This is a genomic window from Microseira wollei NIES-4236, from assembly GCF_020521235.1.
Classification (GTDB): domain Bacteria; phylum Cyanobacteriota; class Cyanobacteriia; order Cyanobacteriales; family Aerosakkonemataceae; genus Microseira; species Microseira wollei.
Genome location: NZ_BLAY01000083.1, coordinates 24,860 through 43,269, shown reverse-complemented (window position 1 = coordinate 43,269; position 18,410 = coordinate 24,860). Strand labels below are relative to the sequence as shown.

The following is an 18,410-nucleotide window of genomic DNA, read 5'->3' as shown; positions in this document are numbered from 1 at the left end:
TTTAATAATTTTATGATTGACTTTGAGCGGATTTTTTCCGCTATTCGAGCGCCAGATCGCTAGTTTTGGACGCAAGTTAAGAAGTTACCCGCTCTCCCAGGGGACGGCAAGATAAATATCTCGGTTACGGGATTGACGCACGACGATTTTATCACCTTTGTTTCTTGGTAAATCTCTGGGATTCTTTGGGAGATAAACGGGGAATCTGATCGTAATTCCTGGGTGAATCTCATGTTTTCCTACTTTCCCTGGTTTTTGGCGGCGCGCCAGCGCAACACTTACAAGAATTAAGCCAAATAGGGTTGACTTTGAGCGGATTTTTTGCTCAATTTGAGCGCCAGATCGCAAGTTTTGGACGCCAGTTAAAAAGATAGTTGCCAGTTACCCGCTCTCCCAGGGCAGGGCAAGATGAATGTCTTGGTTAATCTGATAAACTTAATCGTGTTCCCTACGACTGGGATATTTCGGTTAATCTGATAATGTTAATCGTGCCGTGTCCCTACCACTGGGATATTTCGGTTTGCTTGTTACTTATGATACTTGGACGGTAAGTCATACCGTCCTGATTTTTTGGCTTGATTTTGGTTTTTTTAATTTTTTGAGATAATGTCCGGCAAATAGCCCTTAATTAAAACTCAGAGCGTCAGAGTGTCCCCGCGGAGCGAGCGTCAGTCCTAACTATGGGTATTCAAGCAAACTGATATGACTTGGATCTGCACAAGAACTGCACAATTTGAGTTTAAAGTAAAAACCAGACAACGGGAAAAACTTTTTATGGATCAGGTAAGCCAAAAACCCTTAAAACCCAATCCTTTTACCACTTATCGCGACGCCAAAACTGGTAGGTGGATCGTTGTTCTGCCTGACTCAGTCAGTGACAAGCTTACCCTCGAAGCAAGTGCTTCTACAAGTTCTTCTATATGAGGCAGACTCTTCATCTGTCCCGCCGTGACTCGCTGCTGATTTTGAGGTGAATTTTCCCAGAAAACAGCCATCAATAATTGAATTTTATCACTAGCTCGCTCAGAGAGATTGCAGGTACAAAACCTATGAGTCAATACAGTTTCATTACTTTGATAACGGCTGCTTTGCATCCCATCCGTCAAAAGCTTGATGCGATTGAAGTACAAGACTCTTTTGTCGCCCACACTCTGTGTAAATTGATGCTCTCCCGCTGTCCGTTTGAGCGAAAAATCCAACTGTTTAACTATCATGTCCTTAGGCAACGGTTGTGTAACTGCTAATAGCTAATCGCTAATGGCTGCTCTGGAGGCACTTGACAATTAGCCATTAGCAATTAGCAATTAGCCATCGATAAACTAGCGATACCTAAGGACATGATATTACTCAAGAACCTGCTGGTTCCAGTCGGGGATTTCTCCATCTTCGCCACCAATACCAATCGCGGTGTTAAAGATATCGGCATCGGTGATATTCAGGTTGTTCATGGATGCCCTGTAGACATTCGAGTCATAAATCGTGGCACGTGTCAAATTGGCGTTGTCGAGATCGGCTTGTTTAAAATCAACGTTGGTTAAAAAAGCAGACGTTAAGTTAGCGCCTGTCAAGTTTGCCCCCGTTAAGTCAGCGCCTTCGAGGTTGGCTTCTCGCAGGTTAGCACCTTGCAGATTAGCTTCTCGCAAGTCAGCACCGATTAAATGTGCGCCGCTGAGGTCCGCACCCGACAGATCGCACTGGAAACATTCCCTGGTTGACAACAGCTGCTCTACGTGTTGCGGATTCGCAGCGTTGACCGCACTTGTAAAAAATAGCGGAGTTACCAGGGTTAAAGTAGCCAAAAGTTTGCGGTTCATAAGTTATCCCCCTTGGGAATGATGTTGCTTCCGCCTTTTCTCTCACTGTTTCATTATCGCACTTTTTCGGTTGAGGAATGTGATGCAACTCACTAAGAATTGCGATCGCACCTGTGCTACCCAGGTATCGCCCTATTTCACTGGGAGTTAAGCCAGTTTTCCGCGTCAAGGCGCTGCCAAGCTTTACGAATGTGTTGTTCTTTGAAGATTTGACGCTGGCGATCGCTCGATTGATGTACGAGTGCGAGCGCAACTTGGCTATCTTCTGCTGCCTTGGGTTCTTGAGCAACCGAGTGAACCGTTGGCAAAAGTTCCAGTCCGTAGGGAGTCTCAAAACCAGCGCTCAGGCGGCTAACTCGCTCTAAACGCTTTTGTGCATCGGGTTCTTTTTCTAGAAAACTTTGTGCTGCTTCTCTGCCTGCGGGTAATACATAAATTTCGGCGTTACTTGTCGTCCCATCACCATAACCGCGATGCTTTAGAAACTAGGGAATTACAAAATTTTTTCCTTGAAAATAGCGATCTACATTGCGTTTGTGAATGGCATAGAGCATGGGAGAGCGTGGGGCAAAATAGAACGGTACGTCATCGTACAATGTTCCTCTTGCACTACAGGGAACGGGCTTTCTTGCTCGCCGATCCTGGATGCGATCGTGAGCAATATCACGGTAGTCAATTCGCTCTTGTCGTAACCTGCTGTTTGCAATTAACCCGTCTGAATTCAGGATAGAAAGTAACCTCAGTCCCGGAAATGTCCTCCTATTCGTCGAGTCACTTGCATACATTCAACGGGGACTTTTCATCCTGAGCGCCGTAACGGTCAACCTTTACGAAGTATTGCTAAATATGGGGCGACTGTTAGACTTTTTGGCAACCAAACCCTCGCTGATTTTAAGTTTAAATCCCAAACTTGTCCCAGCACAAATTCAATTGGTAATTCAGTTTGATAACGTCAGCTTTTGTTATTCGGATGGTAGCGATGCAGCCAATATTTCCTTTACCCTGCGTTTGGGGGAAACTGTGGCTTTAGTGGGGGAAAATGTCAAGCTTTTGACGCGACTTTATGACCCGACAGCGGTATTTGGCTCGATGGCACAGATTTAAGAGATTTAGATATAGAAGACAAATAGCCGTCGCGTTTCAAGATTTTGGGCGCTATAGTTTCAGCTTGGGGGAAAACATTGTTTTGGGAAAACTTCCAGCTTTGGCAGATTTAGAACAAATCAAAAAAGCCAGTCAACAAGCGGGTTTAGATAAACTGTGCGAAGAGTTACCGCAAGGCTATCAGACTTTATTAGGAAAACAATTTGACGGCACCGAACTATCGGGAGGACAGTGGCAAAAACTAGCATTGGCGAGGGCTTTTATGCGGAACAATGCTCAGATTTTAATATTAGATGAACCAACCGCAGCATTAGACCCCCGCAGCGAGTACGAAATTTACCGTCGTTTTGCTTCGCTGACTCAAGGAAAAACGACGCTGCTGATTACCCATCGTCTGGCATCGGTTCCCATGGCTGACCGCATTTTAGTCCTCAAGGAGGGACATTTAATTGAGCAAGGAAACCATGAAGAACTGCGGCGACAAGGTGGTGAATATGCGTGCTTTGGGGAATGCAAGCAAAGCAATATGGCGGGTGAAATACTGTTAAACTAAAGAAACCGGGGTGATCTAATAATACCTGCGCCAATTGTCACAGAACGCCCCCAGGCTAAAGCCTGGGGCTGCACAAACAAAGCCTGCCTACGCAGGCTCAAATCCTTACAGGCTGCCTTGGCAGCCAAAGTTTGTCACGCCGCACGCTTAAGGGTGTCGGATTTGGCGAAGGTATTGTTAGAGAAAGCTGGTTTGTATAACTTTTTCCTGGAATAGAAGTTTGCTGATGAACGCCTTCTTTGAAACGACTCGCCTGATAATTCGCGACTGGAACCCTGAAACAGATGCAGAACAAGCTTTTAAAATCTACGGCGATCCGGATGTGATGCGGTTTATTAACAGCCGAGTTCCAGCGAGTGTCGAGGCACAAAAGGCAGCACTGGAAACAACAATAGAAAAATATGCAATAATCAATAATGGCACGGGTTCTTGGGCAGTGGTTGAAAAAAAAACAGGACAAATTGTCGGGGCGATTATACTCAAACAATTGCCCGACAATCAAGGTAATTTGACACAAGATTACGAGGTGGGTTGGCATTTTAGGAAAGCTTCTTGGGGTAAGGGGTACGCTACTGAAGCAGGAAAATGGGCGCTTGAGTATGGATTTAAGGTGCTCAAGCTACCAGTAATATATGCGGTGGTCAAACCAGAAAATTACCCATCGATTCGGGTAACGCAACGGTTGGGAATGATGCCGATGGGTCGCACGCAACGGTATTATGGTGCAGAATTGGAGTTGTTTCGGATCTCAGGACAGTTGTAGAAACGAGAACGCATCTTGTGGTAAAGTACCTTTGCAGACAGGCTTTGGCTGGACTTCCAAAACGAAGGTAGCGAGACTATGGAACAGCTGACACAACAAAAATGCGTACCTTGCTCTGGCGGTGTACCCCGTCTCAACTCTGAGCAAATAGCAGAACTCACACCCCAAGTTCCAAACTGGGACGTAGTTGAGGTAGAAGGGATATCACGCCTCGTACGCCTTTACAAGTTTCCCAACTTTGTTTCAGCTTTAGCATTTACTAACCGCGTCGGCGACGCAGCAGAAAAAGAAGGTCACCACCCAGCTTTGCTCACCGAATGGGGTAAAGTAACCGTTAGTTGGTGGACTCACGAGATCGGCGGACTGCACCAAAATGATTTCGTTATGGCTGCCAAAACCGATGAAATTGCCAACCAGATGGCTGCAACAAAATAATTTATTGACCGCACAGAAGACTCATTGTTAGTCTTTAATGAACCTAGAAACCGGGTTTCTGGCTGCGCTCTCTTTTTTCAGAGAAACCCGGTTTCTTTGCGTAAGTCCTGTAAGTTATATTTATCATCTCTGTCAATTTTGTCCTAACAATGAGCGAACAACCGGAAAAGCTATTACTTTTATCTCGCACTCCTTTATTCGATCTAGCTGTAGAACTCAAAGCGCGCCTCACTCCTTTTGCGGGATGGGAAATGGCCGTGCAATACAGTGGCATTGGCGCAGAACATCAGGCTGTGCGAACATCTGCTGGCATGTTCGATATCTCCCACATGGGAAAATTTGTTGTGCGGGGAAAAAATTTAATCACACAACTCCAGCGCTTAGTTCCCTCAGATTTGAGTCGCCTGCAACCAGGTCAAGCTCAGTATACGGTGTTGTTAAATCCCAATGCTGGAATTATTGACGATATTATTTTTTATTACCAGGGGGAAACTGGAACAGGCGAACAGCGGGGATTTATTATTGTTAATGCTGCTACGACTGAGAAAGATAAACGCTGGCTTTTGTCCCACTTAGAACGGGATAAAATCGATTTTCAAAACATTTCATCGTCAAAAGTTTTAATAGCAGTTCAAGGGCCAAAAGCTGTTAGCTATCTTCAACCCCTGGTTAAAGAAGATTTGACATCGGTGAAGCCATTTGGTCATTTAGAAGCGACCGTGTTAAATCAACCCGCTTTTATTGCCCGCACCGGCTATACCGGCGAAGATGGATTTGAGATCATGGTAGACCCAGAAGTGGGGATTGAATTGTGGCGCAGTCTGCATCAAGCTGGGGTGATTCCCTGCGGTTTGGGTGCTAGAGATACCCTGCGCTTGGAAGCAGCAATGGCACTTTACGGACAAGATATTGATGATACAACTACGCCTCTAGAAGCTGGGTTAAATTGGCTGGTTCACCTCGATACTAAAGGAGAATTTATTGGTCGATCTGTTTTGGAAAAACAGAAAGCTGCTGGAGTGAAGCGGCGGTTAGTAGGATTGCAAATGCAAGGACGCAATATCGCCCGTCACGGCTATCCCGTCTTGTATCAAGGGGAAATTGTGGGAGAAGTGACTAGCGGAACTCTTTCTCCGACTTTGGGTTATCCCGTTGCACTTGCTTACGTTTCGACTGAGTTAGCAACGGTGAAACAGCCAATAGAAGTGGAAATTCGCGGTAAGGTTTATCCGGGAGTTGTGGTTAAGAAGCCTTTTTATAAGCGCAGTCGCTAATAACTTTCCTTTTTGTCCTCTAGAAACCCGGTTTCTTTGCGAAACCGGATTTCTCTGAAAAATCGTCGCTTTGGGAACTAGAGATATGCCTCCCTTCCGCACTCGCGTTCGCAGCAAGAAACCCGGTTTCTTATTTCAGTATAAGGCGATACGAATTAACCTATGTAAACCATTTAAGAATAGAATTTTCGATAAATTACTTTTTCTAAAGCGTTTGTTTTGAGAGGCTAAAAATTCCGATAAAATAATGATAGATTGAAAAATTAAGGCTGACAAGAGAATTTAGAAACATTATTGCTTGATTTGGGTGCAGCTAGGAAATAGAAAAATATAACTCTGGTATAGCGAAAAATACGGAAACCTCGTCTACGCCAAACAATATACTCAACAATTGCTCAGCTTATTGCAGCTTTATAACCAACACTATCCCGCTGCAGTACCCGAAATTCAAGCAGAAACCGCAACCATCGACCTCAACTTTATTATAGAAGACCTACCCAAACTGCTATCCTCAATGCAAAGTGGCGCAGACCGCATCCGTAAAATTGTCCTATCCTTACGCAACTTCTCTCGCTTAGAACAAGCGGAAATGAAAGCTGTTGACATTCACGAAGGGAGCGATAATACCCTGGTACTATTGCAACATCGCCTGCGTCCTCAAACGGGAAAGCGTGAGAGCGTGGTGATTAAAGAATACGGCAATTTACCTTGGGTAGAATGTTATGCCGCACAACTGAATCAGGTATTTAACTCAAGTTGCTAGTTATCTCTCTGGGAGCGACTAATGGCTAATGGCTAATGGCTAATGTCAGTAAAAATCCTAGATTAGCAATTAGCAATTAGCAATTAGCAACGCCAAAGTTTATAACTAGCAACTTGCGTTATTTATGAATATTTTGAGCAATGGAATTGATGCACTGGAACAGGGGAATGGGTTATCGGTAATAGGCGATTTACCAACAATTCACATTAGCACCGCAGTTACAGGCGATAATTGCATTACGCTCCGGATTGCCGATAACGGGCAAGGCATGACAGAAGCGGTAAAGAAACACATCTTTGACCCCTTCTTTACGACTAAACCAGTCGGTCAAGGTACGGGTTTAGGGCTAGCCATCAGCTACCAAATTGTAGTAGAAAAACATGGGGGAAATTTGCTGTTTTCTTCCGCACCCGGTCGGGGAACCGAGTTGTGGATTGAAATCCCGATTCGCCAAAGCAACAAACATCAATGATATCATGTTCGGTAGTATCGGTAGTGTATGGATGGCTAATTGCTAATTGCTCATTGCTCATTGCTAATTGTCAATTGCCTCCAGAACCGCCATGAGCGATTAGCTATTAGCAGTTACACAACCTTTGCTCAGGGACATGATATGATTCATCGGATACCGAATAACAAACAGCAACTATTCGATCGGTGGGCACCTGCTTACGATATCTTGTTCCCATCGGTGTTTTATCAGGCAATTCACAAGCGCTTACTCGAATACGTTGAGTTACCCAGGGAAGCGCAAGTCCTCGATATTGGATGCGGGACCTCCCGCCTGCTTGACCGTTTGGCAAGTCAGGAACCGACTTTACAAGCGACGGGATTGGATTTTTCTGCCGCAATGATTCGGCAAGCGCGCGCCCATAACCGTCACCGACCCCGTATCATCTTCCTAGAAGGGAATGCAACGGCGCTGCCTTTTGGGGAAAATCAGTTTGATGCTGTGTTCAACACGCTGAGTTTTCTGCACTACGACTCGCCTGAGCAAGTTTTTCAGCAAGTCAGTCGCGTGTTGCGTCCCAACGGTCGGTTTTATTTGGTCGATATCACCACCCGCAGGCAGTCTGAGTCCGAGTCGGCGTATATCCCCGTTTCTCCGGGTGGGGTTCGGTTTTACAGTCCGGCGGCGCGCGTTCGCGCAGCGTGCGGTCGGCATATCGCTTGGGAAAACAGGTACGATTAAACTGTTTGGGTCACCATCACCTGTTAGGTCCGGTTCTGCTAACGGTTTTCGCCAAATAATTCCGGGTTGGCATCAAAGCACAACGCTCCATACAACGTGCTAGCATCTGAAAATGCAGCCGTGGTAATATCTTGAGCCATTAGCAGGTTAGCAAGTAGTGGAACAAAAGTTAATTTGGGGGATTAAAATGCAGCGCCAGAATCTAAATCTTTTCGCCTTAATACTATCCCAACGCAACCTTGTCCTTTCCACCTTGCTATTGTCTGTTGGTTTTGTCAGTGAAAAACCTACTCTAGCTCAGACTTCCTCTGGAATTTCCAAGCAGGAACGGCAAGAATTGGAGCGTTTGCGCCAACAACAGCGCGTGCAACAGCAAGTCGATGCTAGGGTGGCACAGACGACGACGCTGTTTAACGTCATGCTGGCTATTTTAGCGCTGCTGTTGGCGGGTGCGATCGCAGCTTTATTCCTATTGCGGAAAGCGGTGATTCACCAAGTCGCAGAAATTGTCAGAAATCACCTCAAAGAAGTCAAAGATTTAGAAACCAAGCTGGCGCAAGCAAATCAAGAAGTGCTTCGATTGCTGGAAGAGGCGGAAAACCTGGAAGACGATATCCATGAAGAAGCCAAAAACTTTCAGCACGAACTCGGCACTAAACGGGAAAATACATCTAAATTGCTCGCGGAATTATCCCACTCTAAACAACAGGGAATAACCGAATTAGAAACCCAAATTCAATCCGCACACGCAACGATTAGAAACTTAGAGACAGACTTGAGGCATCAACTCGTAGACCTCCGGTCGGATGCAGAACAGCAAAAAGTGTTGCTCCTGGATAATTTAGCCAAATTGAGTGCCGAATTCGCACCCCAGTTACAAGTCATTGAAACCAACGTTCAAGCACAAAAAGAAGCCGTATTGCAAAATTTAGAAAAATCCGAATCCGAATTGGCATCTCGCATGGCTGAAATCCAAGCCAATTTATATAAACAACGAGATTTAATCGTTCAAGATTTAGAGAAAGTCAGCGCCGACTTTGCACCCCAGCTAGCGGGTATTCAAACCGATGTTCAACAGCAAAAGCAAGCAGTTTTAGAGAATTTAGAGAGATTGGGAACCGAGTTCGCTACCCAAATAACCGAACTGCAAACAGGATTGCAAAAGCAACGGAGATTAATCATTCAAAACCTAGAAAAATTAAGTGCCGAATTTGCACCCCAGCTAGCGGGAATGCAGTCGGAAGTAGAAGGACAAAAAGAATCTGTATTGCATAGCTTAAAACAAGCTGAAACCGAGTTTGCTCTGCAAGTGGGACAACTTCAGTCAGAAGTGAGAAAGCACCGGGATTTACTTTTGGAGAATCTGAGTAAAATCGAGAAAGATTTTGTGCCACAAATGAATTTAATTCATTCAGAAGCAGCCAAAAAAGCTCAACAGCTACACGAGCAAGCATTGCAAAAGATGGAGCAAATGGGAGTTGCTCAAACAAGTCAACTTTCAGCATCTCATGCCCAAATTCAAGGACAAATGGATGGGATACTCGCGAGCTTGAAAAATATAGAATCCCAGTTTGCCAATGAAGTAGAAGGATCGCGAACCGATATGCGAGACAAGAAAAAGCAAACCCTGCAAAGTTTAGAACAATTGGCAACCGAAGTAGCAGGTCAATTTAACCTAGTTAAGACAGAGATCCAAAAGCGGAAAGATAAAGCATTACAAAATCTGGAAAGACTCGAAAGCGACATCACAGCTTTCTTGTCCCAATTCCAGACAGATATTGAAACCCAAAAGGATAAAACCCACCAGAATCTGGAAAACTTTGAAACAACCTATTCGACAAGGATGGCTGAATTATTCGCGGAAATTAAAGCCCAAAAAGAACAAATATTGCAAGAATTAGCAGATAAATCGCCTATCTCTATTGCGGAAGCAGTCATCCCCGAAGTAATGCCAAAAGTCATAGCTTTGAGCGCAGAAATCGAACGCCTCAAAGCGAATCATCCCCAGTTATTTTTGAGTCCCGATGACTATGTGAATCAAGGCGATGAACTATTAGCGCAACAGCGTTATGAACAAGCGATCGCCAACTACGAACAAGCCATCGACCTCAAACCAGATAATGCCAAAGTATGGTACAATCGCGGCCTCGCATTCTGGGAATTAAAGCAGTATAACGAAGCGATCGCATCCTTCGATAAAACCCTGCAATTCAAACCAGATGACCCCGATACCTTGTATCATCGCGGTTTAGTCCTCAAAGAATTAAAGCGGTATGAAGTCGCATATTCCACCTTTAACCAACTCGTAGAAATTCAACCAGAAAACGATAAAGCTTGGTTCCAGCGGGGAATGACTCTAGGAAAATTGAAACGCTATGAAGAAGCGATCGCATCCTTCGATAAAGCATTGGAAATAAATCCGGGCGATCGCGAAGCTTGGGTCAATCGCGGTGTAATATTCGGAACCCTGGAACAATCTGAAGCAGCTTTCAAATCCTTTGACAAAGCAGTTGAACTGAAACCCGACGATGCAGTAGCCTGGATTAATCGCGGTTTGGCATTGGGAGTATTAAAGCGGTATGAAGATGCAATCGCATCCTTTGAACGCGCTATCTCACTCAACCCCGACTCCCATAAAGCTTGGAACTACAAAGGCGAAATGCTGATAAAACTAGAACGCGATCTAGAAGCAATCGAAACTTTGGATCGCGCCTTGAAAATTGAACCAAAATATGCTAATGCATATTACAACAAAGCACTCTGCTATGCCTTACAAGAGCGGTCAAAACTAGCCTTAGATAGTTTAGAACGCGCAATCGCTCTCGAACCAAAATATCGCGAACAAGCGAAAAACGACCCGGATTTTGACGCGCTGGTAGAAAGCGATCGCTTCTGGCAATTAGTAGAAGGGTGAACTACCCACAAACTCTACCTACCTCTTCCTTCGTGTCCTTCGCGTCTTCGCGGTTCATTCAATCACCCCCTTTTTAAATGAACCGCCAAGACGCCAAGAACGCCAAGAAGAGGAAGATAAGAGGGGTTGTCGAACCGGATTTGATATAATTATGTATGCTGCGGTTGGAAAGCGAGAAAGTATCCCACTTTAGAGGGACAAGCGATCAAAAACTACCCTCTAAAATAGCAAACAGTAGAGCCAGGAGAGCTTCTCATGGCAAATATAGAACAAATTATCCAACAAATATCCGACACCGTCTGGGAAATACCCGTTTCCTACAAAGAAGGAATGCGAGTACCCGCACGCATTTATGCCACCGAAAAATTAATGCGCGAGATGGACGACGGCGTCTACGATCAAGTCACCAACGTCGCCACGCTTCCAGGCATCACAAAATACGCCTTGTGTATGCCAGATGGACACTTTGGTTATGGATTTCCCATCGGTGGCGTTGCGGCGATGGATGTAGAAGCAGGCGGCGTCATTTCTCCCGGCGGTATCGGTTTTGATATCAACTGCGGCATGCGCCTGGTAGTTACAAACCTCACCTACAAAGACGTTGGGGCTTATATCAAAAAACTCGTAGATAGACTCTACGAAAGAGTACCCGCCGGAGTCGGAAGCACTGGTTTTGTCAAAATTTCCCGGCAAGAATTTCGCCAAGTTGTCGAACAAGGTTCCCAATGGTGCATCCGCAACGGTTATGGGTGGGAAGAAGATTTAGACCTGACTGAAGAAAACGGATGCATCGAGGGTGCAGACTCGTCAAAAATTAGCGAAAAAGCCATCGATCGAGGATTTAATCAAATAGGCACTTTAGGATCGGGGAATCACTATCTGGAAATACAAGTTGCCAGAAAACAGGACTTCTTCGACCCCGAATTAGCTGCAACTTTTGGCATTACCCAACCAGATCAAGTAGTCGTCATGTTCCACTGCGGTAGTCGCGGATTTGGACACCAAGTCGCCACCGACTACCTGCAAGTTTTCCTCAAAGTAATGGAAAGCAAGTACGGCATTAAAATTTTAGACCGCGAACTTGCCTGCGCGCCGTTTAACTCCCCCGAAGGACAAGCTTATTTTACGGCGATGAAGTGCGGTTTAAACATGTCCTTTGCCAATCGCCAAGTCATCTTACACCGCATCCGCGAAGTATTTTCCGAGATATTTGGCACCGATGCACAAGACCTCGGAATGCGTGTCGTATACGACATAGCTCACAATACTGCCAAGTTAGAAAGACATATGGTAGATGGAGTTGAGCGCAATCTCTTAGTCCATCGTAAAGGTGCAACCCGCGCCTTTGGTCCCAACATGGCAGATGTGCCGCAAAAATATCAAACCGTTGGTCAACCCGTGATTATCGGCGGTAGCATGGAAACTGGATCGTATTTATTAGTGGGAGTTAGCAGCGGCGAGCAAAGTTTCTTTAGTACTGCACATGGTAGCGGCAGGAGTATGAGTCGGACTAAAGCACGCAAAACTTGGCAGGGAGAAAAGCTGCAAAAAGATCTAGAAAACCGAGGTATTTATATCCGCAGTACTTCGTGGTCTGGACTTGCAGAAGAAGCAGGAGGTGCGTATAAAAATATCGACGATGTGATCGAAGCTGCTGAGTTAGCTGGAATTAGTAAAAAGGTGGTGCGCCTTAGTCCGATTGGCAATATTAAGGGGTAATTGAAATGAACCGCTCCAGGCGCAGAGGACGCTCCAGAGGAAGAGAAGAAGAGATAAGATGTATCGCACCGTGACCAATAATCTAAAATCTGAAATCCTATGATGCAAGTTCGGACGCCGCTAACAGTGATTACGGGACCCTTGGGGAGTGGAAAAACCACCCTCCTGCGCCACATTCTCGATATTTTTCCCCAAAAGATCGCCATCTTGATCAACGAATTTGGCGAAATTGCCATCGACAGTAAGATCGTTCAAGGGAAAAACGTCGAGATGGCGGATCTGGGTGGGGGTTGTGTTTGCTGTTCCCTGCTGGGAGAATTTGAAGCTGCTGTCAACGAAATTATAGATAGCGTCGCTCCGGATTACATCATTGTGGAAACAACCGGCGTTGCCGAACCGGATGCGCTGGTTTTCGATATTCAAGAAAGCTTGCCAACCGTGCGACTCGATGGCGTTGTAACGGTGATGGATGCGGATTCCATCATCAAATATCCCAGTATCGGACATACTACCCGCATCCAAATCGCAGCCGCAGATACTATCCTTTTAAATAAAGCTGATTTGGTGTCGGAATCCGAGTTAGAACAAATAGAAGCAAAGTTGCGGAGTATCAACGAAATTGCCACTATTTTACCCACCATCCGCTGTAAAGTAGACTCTGATTTGCTGTTCGGCATTGGACGCGAACGCGTGCAACCTCTCCCGCACCACGTCCACCAACCGGAATTTGAATCGTTTAGCTATACTTCCAGCGCCAATTTCAATCGCGACTGCTTCGATGATTTTGTTGCCAGTCTGGGAACCGACGTTTATCGCGCTAAAGGGTTTATCCGATTTGAGGATCGGATTTATCTGTTTAATTTTGTCGCCGGACGCTGGGAACTCGAACCTTTTGAGCAAGATGCAACCGAGTTAGTTTTTATCGGTAAGCAGTTGCTGCCAAAAAGAGCAGAAATTATCGAGCGGTTAAAATTATGCCATACGAGTTTTTAGAAGATATTGCGATCGCCGACATCGCCTTCTGTGCAACGGGAAGCGACCTGGAAGCTCTTTTCATCGCCGCTGGGGATGCTACCGTTCACACCATGATCGAAAATCTCGATGCGATCGCACCCCACCAAACTCGCACCTTCACTCTGGAAAACGACGCACTAGACATGCTGCTATTCAACTTTCTGCAAGAATTCATCTACTACAAAGACAGCGAACTCCTCCTACTCCGTCCGCAACATGTCACCATCGCACAAAAAGATACCCTTTTTCACCTCAACGCCATCACCTCTGGCGAAACTCTCGACCCAGAAAAACATCACCAAAGAGTCGATGTCAAAGCTGTCACTTTACACCGCTTCGCTTTAGAGGAAACAGACCATGGTTGGACAGCTATGGTTATCCTCGATATCTAACTACCCAAAAACCGGATTGCTATTCTATTCTCGGTTCAAATCTGATTTTTTCCAGAGCTTATATGGGCGCACGGATTCCCATTATGAAATTATCATCCCAGAAAATTACGGCATTTGTCAAGTAGATCGATCAAGAATTTTTCCCAGAAACCGGGATTCTAGAAATTGGTTTCTGGATCGATACCAAGTTCTCTAAGCCTTGGCGCCAAAATTTGTGCTTTTTGTTCTGCTTCTAGACGGCGCTGTTGCTCGGTCAGTGTCAGCAACTTTTGTCCTTGCTCGTCATACCAATATAACCATTCCCGCGCCATACCTTGATCGTCGCCACATCACCAAAGAGTCGATGTCAAAGCTGTCACGTTACACCGCTGCGCTTTAGAGGCAACAGACCATGGTTGGACTGCTATGGTTATCCTCGATATCTAACTACCCAAAAACCGGATTGCTATTCCATTCTCGGTTAAAATCTTATTTTATCCAGAGCTTATATGGGCGCACGGATTCCCATTATAATTTTAACATAACACAAAACTATTTATTTGTCAAGCAAGAGGGCAAGGCGTCCTACAGTATTTCGCTTTCTGCCAACTCTGTACTCCCGTGCAGATAATCCTGCACCCAATTGCAACGAACAGCCGTATGTCCAATCAAGGTAAACTGCAACTTGCCATCTCGCCGCCATAGTTGAATAATCGGCTAAGTGTTGCCGTCCAAGATTGAGCAGATGATTGTAATTTAATGGTATTGAGCCATTCACCTTTGAGATGCTAAAATTTGAGGGTTTTGTCCGTGCGGCAGCACATAATCTTCTTGCCATCAGCAGTGAAGGCAACTTTTACTCTAGAAAAAGACGCCTTAGACATGCTGCTATTCAACTTTTTCCCACAATGGCTATAGTTATTCTTAATATTTTAATCTGGACAATTTAACAAATATATGCTAATGTCTTTGGTAATCTAAATGGCTGTGGGCTCGCGCTCTAGTTGACATCTTTGGTGGTTCAACTTCTTAGCTTTGGCTAAGTTTTTTTATAACTGAAAATTGGCAATCAAGTCCAGGTGTAAATTATGAAGCAAAAGTTACTTGGTTGGGGATATCTTAGTCAGTCGTCAAACTCTGAAATTATCTACCTGTTGATAATAACTGCTATTTGGGCTGGGATGGTAATCCTGGTAAATCCTATCGGGGATTTTGGTTTAAATGATGACTGGGCTTATGGATTTTCTGTAAAATATATAGTCGAAAAAGGGGATGTTAAAATCTCAGGTTGGACTGCTACAAACCTATTGGCTCAGATTTTTTGGGGAGCATTATTTTGTTTGCCATTTGGTTTTTCATTTACGGCACTTCGCTTTTCAACTTTAACCTTAGGATTAGTAGGTGTGAACGCGACTTATGGGCTTCTTAGAGAAGTAAATTTAACCCAAAGATTGGCTTTATATGGAGCTTTGATAGTGGCATTGAATCCAATATATTTTGGACTTTCCAATACTTTTATGACTGATGTTCCCTTTTTTGCGGTTGGGACTTTATCTGTCTATTTTTTGATACGTGGAATTAAACGCGACTCAAATATTGAAATTATTATTGGCATCTTATTTGCTTGTATAGCCATCTTAATTCGTCAGTTAGGATTCGCAATATTTTTAGCATTCGGTTGCGCTTACGTCATAAAAAAAGGAGCAGCGTTAAAAAGTTTTATTAAAGGTTTTAGCCCGACAATCTTAGGTGTATTAATACAGCTATATTATCAAGGATGGTTGCGTTCAACAAGACAAGGTATACCAAACTTACACGGTAAGCAAATTCAGGATATTTTAAATAGTTTTTCCGGTTTTAATTTGCTTTATTTGAGTGAATTTTTTATGAGAAATACAATGCTTGCTTTAGTATATCTGGGGCTATTTATGTTACTGTTTACTCTAGTAATATTCCCGCTCAAATTTCAGCAATTTTCTCAGACACAAAGGAAATTAACTGTTTTTGCTTTATTGATGATTTTTATAATAGTCGGAATATCAGTGATATCAAAAGGCTTTCAACTCCCTATAACAAGAAATATTCTCTCTGAGTTTGGCCTGGGTCCTTTAACACTGCGTGACGCCTTCATCCTAAACAATTTACCTGTGCCGGAGGCTGTGAAAATCTTTTGGCTAATCATAACATCTATAAGCATAGTTGGTGCTGTTTTACTGATTCTATATTTACTTTTTGCTGTCAGAGGAATATTCAGTAATGATTCCAGCTATCAAGACAATCAAAAATGGTTAAAAGTCTTTATAATTTCTGAAATAGGCATTTATTTTGCCCCACTAGGAATAGGAGGTTTTTTCGACCGCTATCTGCTTTTTTTATTGCCGTTTTTGATGATGCTGGTTGTAGTTTTTACCAGAAAGATTGCGGCGAATGAAAAGTTCGATAAACGCTTGATTTCTCTTGTTATGATAATCATGTTATTCTCCGCTTGGTTCACTATAGGAGCGACACATGACTACTTATCATGGAACCGAGTTCGCTGGCAAGCCTTAGATAATTTAATGCAAGAATCTAAGATATCGCCTAACCAGATCGACGGTGGGTTTGAATTTAACGGCTGGTATTTATACAGCCCTAAGTATAAGGGGAAGCGTGAAAAAAGTTGGTGGTGGGTGGATAAAGATGATTATATGATTTCATTTAGCCCTCTAGATGGTTATAAAGAGGTAAAACGATATGCATTTAAGAAGTGGCTTCCTTTTGGACCTACAAACATTTTGGTTTCACGTAAAAGTACAGTTTCTTCGAGTCAATCTAAGTAGCTTTGACAGTTGATAGTTTTGCTATGAAACGGTATTAATGGGTGCGGAATCTGAATAGAAAATACGAGTTTTTAGAAGATATTGCGATCGCCGACATCGCCTTCTGTGCTACGGGAAGCGACCTGGAAGCTCTTTTCATCGCCGCCGGGGATGCTACCGTTAATACTATGATCGAAAATTTGGATGCGATCGCACCTCACCAAACTCGCACCTTCTCTCTGGAAAACGACGCCCTAGACATGTTGCTATTCAACTTTCTGCAAGAATTCATCTACTACAAAGACAGCGAACTCCTCCTACTCCGTCCGCAACAAGTCACCATCGCACAAAAAGATACCCTTTTTCACCTCAACGCCATCACCTCTGGCGAAACTCTCGACCCAGAAAAACATCACCAAAGAGTCGATGTCAAAGCTGTCACTTTACACCGCTTCGCTTTAGAGGAAACAGACCATGGTTGGACAGCTATGGTTATCCTCGATATCTAACTACCCAAAAACCGGATTGCTATTCTATTCTCGGTTCAAATCTGATTTTTTCCAGAGCTTATATGGGCGCACGGATTCCCATTATTATATTATCATCCCAGAAATTAGTTGATTTGTCAAGACTTAATTTCTAATTTGCTTGAGAGGAAACAGACAATGGTTGGATGGCTATGGTTATCCTCGATATCTAACCGCCCAGATAACTATTCTATTTGACTTTAAAATCTTAATTTCTCCAGAGCTTATATGGGCGCACGGATTCCCATTATGATATTATCATCCCAGAAATTAGTTGATTTGTCAAGACTTAATTTTTGATGCGATCGCACAAACTAGCGATCGCAAAACCTCTCGTCAAGCAAGGGTATCTGGATCGATATTGAGTTCTCTGAGTCTTTGAGCCAGAATTTCTGCTTTTTGTTCGGCTGCGAGGCGACGTTGTTGTTCGAGAAGTGCGTTTTGTTCGGCTTCAAGACTGCGTTGTTCGGCTGTGAGTCGAAGTTGTTCGGCTTCAAGACTGCGTTGTTCGGCTGTGAGTCGAAGTTGTTCGGCTGTCTGAATGCGTTCTTCGGGTGTCAGCAACCTTTGTCCTCGATCGTCATACCAGTACAACCATTCCCGCGTGATTCCTTGATAGGTTCCTATCTCTCGCCCCAGTCCTAAATTAATTTCGGGTAGCCAGATGGGATTTCCCGAAAGCAAGACGTATTTTTTGTTTTCTAATCGATACACTTCCAAAGGCGATTTGCGGCGGCGACGAGGATTGTACACGGCATAGTATAAGACTCCCAATTCAGCATACATTTGCTTTTTGCTGCTGTATTCCCCACGATATTTTTGCGAAACTACTTCTAAAACAAAAATCGGAACTGTTTGTTCTTCCCAAAGGACGTAACTCAAGCGCAACAGTTCGTCAATAAATCGCACGACTCCCAAACTGAGAAACCCATCGGGGACGATCGCAGGTTCGCTTTCATCGTAATAAATTCCCATGTCTACGCCAAAATACCAATCTTGCCGCTCGGCCCAGATCAGTGCAAGAATTGCTTCTAAGAGGGTGGGAATTAAATGTTGCAGTTGGTTGTCCACGGGGGTATCGTCCGAGTCGGGTAGTTCTTCGGCAGAAGGGCGACAATGGAGTGGATTGTAGTCTAATAACATATGGGTTTTGCTAGCGCTACATTGAT

The 18,410-nt window shown here is 44.2% G+C and carries 20 protein-coding genes and 2 pseudogenes; 16 read left to right on the top strand and 6 right to left on the bottom strand.

The genetic code is table 11. The annotated features are described in order from the left end of the window. The first annotated feature begins 702 nt into the window (after positions 1-702). Positions 703-924, top strand: coding sequence for a hypothetical protein (locus MiSe_RS25540; RefSeq protein WP_226585995.1), 222 nt, complete (start codon positions 703-705; stop codon positions 922-924). Positions 925-1,049: 125 nt separating this feature from the next. Next, on the top strand, positions 1,050-1,244 hold the full coding sequence (locus MiSe_RS25535) for a Mo-dependent nitrogenase C-terminal domain-containing protein (protein WP_226585994.1): 195 nt from the start codon (positions 1,050-1,052) through the stop codon (positions 1,242-1,244). A 99-nt stretch (positions 1,245-1,343) separates the two neighbouring features. Here the strand turns inward: MiSe_RS25535 and MiSe_RS25530 are convergent, their stop codons facing one another. From MiSe_RS25530 to MiSe_RS25520, 3 genes are all read right to left on the bottom strand, one after another. Continuing rightward, positions 1,344-1,814: a pentapeptide repeat-containing protein gene (locus MiSe_RS25530; protein WP_226585993.1), complete on the bottom strand. Its 471-nt coding sequence runs from the start codon at positions 1,812-1,814 to the stop codon at positions 1,344-1,346. A 137-nt stretch (positions 1,815-1,951) separates the two neighbouring features. Further along, on the bottom strand, positions 1,952-2,122 hold the full coding sequence (locus tag MiSe_RS25525) for a hypothetical protein (RefSeq protein ID WP_226585992.1): 171 nt from the start codon (positions 2,120-2,122) through the stop codon (positions 1,952-1,954). A 177-nt stretch (positions 2,123-2,299) separates the two neighbouring features. After that, positions 2,300-2,599, bottom strand: coding sequence for a DarT ssDNA thymidine ADP-ribosyltransferase family protein (locus tag MiSe_RS25520; RefSeq protein WP_226585991.1), 300 nt, complete (start codon positions 2,597-2,599; stop codon positions 2,300-2,302). A gap of 61 nt (positions 2,600-2,660) precedes the next feature. On the opposite strand from MiSe_RS25520, the gene MiSe_RS25515 reads away from it, so the two are divergent. From MiSe_RS25515 to MiSe_RS25460, 11 genes and pseudogenes are all read left to right on the top strand, one after another. Then, entirely contained in the window at positions 2,661-2,918 is a 258-nt protein-coding gene (locus MiSe_RS25515) for a hypothetical protein (RefSeq protein WP_226585990.1), read from the top strand. Then, positions 2,878-3,471 carry an ATP-binding cassette domain-containing protein gene (locus tag MiSe_RS25510; protein ID WP_226585988.1) on the top strand — a complete coding sequence of 198 codons (594 nt, stop codon included), beginning with the start codon at positions 2,878-2,880 and terminating at the stop codon, positions 3,469-3,471. Before MiSe_RS25515 ends, MiSe_RS25510 begins: the two co-directional genes overlap by 41 nt. Positions 3,472-3,697: 226 nt before the next feature. Beyond that, positions 3,698-4,234 carry a GNAT family N-acetyltransferase gene (locus MiSe_RS25505; protein ID WP_226585987.1) on the top strand — a complete coding sequence of 179 codons (537 nt, stop codon included), beginning with the start codon at positions 3,698-3,700 and terminating at the stop codon, positions 4,232-4,234. 78 nt (positions 4,235-4,312) lie between these two features. Next, a complete protein-coding gene (locus MiSe_RS25500; protein ID WP_226585986.1) occupies positions 4,313-4,669 on the top strand; it encodes a 4a-hydroxytetrahydrobiopterin dehydratase in 357 nt (118 codons plus the stop codon). Between the two features lie 149 nt (positions 4,670-4,818). Next, a complete protein-coding gene (gene gcvT, locus MiSe_RS25495; protein WP_226585985.1) occupies positions 4,819-5,943 on the top strand; it encodes a glycine cleavage system aminomethyltransferase GcvT in 1,125 nt (374 codons plus the stop codon). Between the two features lie 352 nt (positions 5,944-6,295). Further along, positions 6,296-7,178 (top strand): annotated as a pseudogene (locus tag MiSe_RS53990) (sensor histidine kinase); the annotation flags it as partial. Between the two features lie 141 nt (positions 7,179-7,319). After that, positions 7,320-7,898 carry a class I SAM-dependent methyltransferase gene (locus MiSe_RS25480; protein WP_307731534.1) on the top strand — a complete coding sequence of 193 codons (579 nt, stop codon included), beginning with the start codon at positions 7,320-7,322 and terminating at the stop codon, positions 7,896-7,898. A 157-nt stretch (positions 7,899-8,055) separates the two neighbouring features. Beyond that, positions 8,056-10,812, top strand: coding sequence for a tetratricopeptide repeat protein (locus tag MiSe_RS25475; protein ID WP_226585984.1), 2,757 nt, complete (start codon positions 8,056-8,058; stop codon positions 10,810-10,812). 255 nt (positions 10,813-11,067) lie between these two features. Beyond that, positions 11,068-12,531, top strand: coding sequence for an RtcB family protein (locus tag MiSe_RS25470; protein ID WP_226585983.1), 1,464 nt, complete (start codon positions 11,068-11,070; stop codon positions 12,529-12,531). A 102-nt stretch (positions 12,532-12,633) separates the two neighbouring features. Next, positions 12,634-13,524 (top strand): CobW family GTP-binding protein, encoded by an 891-nt coding sequence (locus MiSe_RS25465; RefSeq protein WP_444980548.1) that lies wholly within the window; start codon positions 12,634-12,636, stop codon positions 13,522-13,524. Continuing rightward, positions 13,506-13,937 carry an archease gene (locus tag MiSe_RS25460; RefSeq protein WP_226585981.1) on the top strand — a complete coding sequence of 144 codons (432 nt, stop codon included), beginning with the start codon at positions 13,506-13,508 and terminating at the stop codon, positions 13,935-13,937. Before MiSe_RS25465 ends, MiSe_RS25460 begins: the two co-directional genes overlap by 19 nt. Before the next feature lie 158 nt (positions 13,938-14,095). On the opposite strand, the gene MiSe_RS25455 is transcribed toward MiSe_RS25460, so the two are convergent. Further along, entirely contained in the window at positions 14,096-14,248 is a 153-nt protein-coding gene (locus MiSe_RS25455) for a putative periplasmic lipoprotein (RefSeq protein ID WP_226585979.1), read from the bottom strand. Positions 14,249-14,264: 16 nt separating this feature from the next. On the opposite strand from MiSe_RS25455, the pseudogene MiSe_RS25450 reads away from it, so the two are divergent. Further along, positions 14,265-14,363, top strand: a pseudogene (locus MiSe_RS25450) (archease); the annotation flags it as partial. A gap of 109 nt (positions 14,364-14,472) precedes the next feature. Here the strand turns inward: MiSe_RS25450 and MiSe_RS25445 are convergent. Further along, positions 14,473-14,754 carry a hypothetical protein gene (locus MiSe_RS25445; RefSeq protein WP_226585977.1) on the bottom strand — a complete coding sequence of 94 codons (282 nt, stop codon included), beginning with the start codon at positions 14,752-14,754 and terminating at the stop codon, positions 14,473-14,475. A gap of 250 nt (positions 14,755-15,004) precedes the next feature. Here MiSe_RS25445 and MiSe_RS25440 point away from each other — a divergent pair, with 250 nt between their 5' ends. Then, on the top strand, positions 15,005-16,735 hold the full coding sequence (locus tag MiSe_RS25440) for a glycosyltransferase family 39 protein (RefSeq protein WP_226585975.1): 1,731 nt from the start codon (positions 15,005-15,007) through the stop codon (positions 16,733-16,735). 41 nt (positions 16,736-16,776) lie between these two features. Further along, positions 16,777-17,223, top strand: coding sequence for an archease (locus MiSe_RS25435; protein WP_226585973.1), 447 nt, complete (start codon positions 16,777-16,779; stop codon positions 17,221-17,223). A gap of 354 nt (positions 17,224-17,577) precedes the next feature. Here MiSe_RS25435 and MiSe_RS25430 read toward each other — a convergent pair whose 3' ends face one another. Then, entirely contained in the window at positions 17,578-18,384 is an 807-nt protein-coding gene (locus MiSe_RS25430) for a Uma2 family endonuclease (protein ID WP_226585971.1), read from the bottom strand. Between the last annotated feature and the right edge of the window lie 26 nt (positions 18,385-18,410).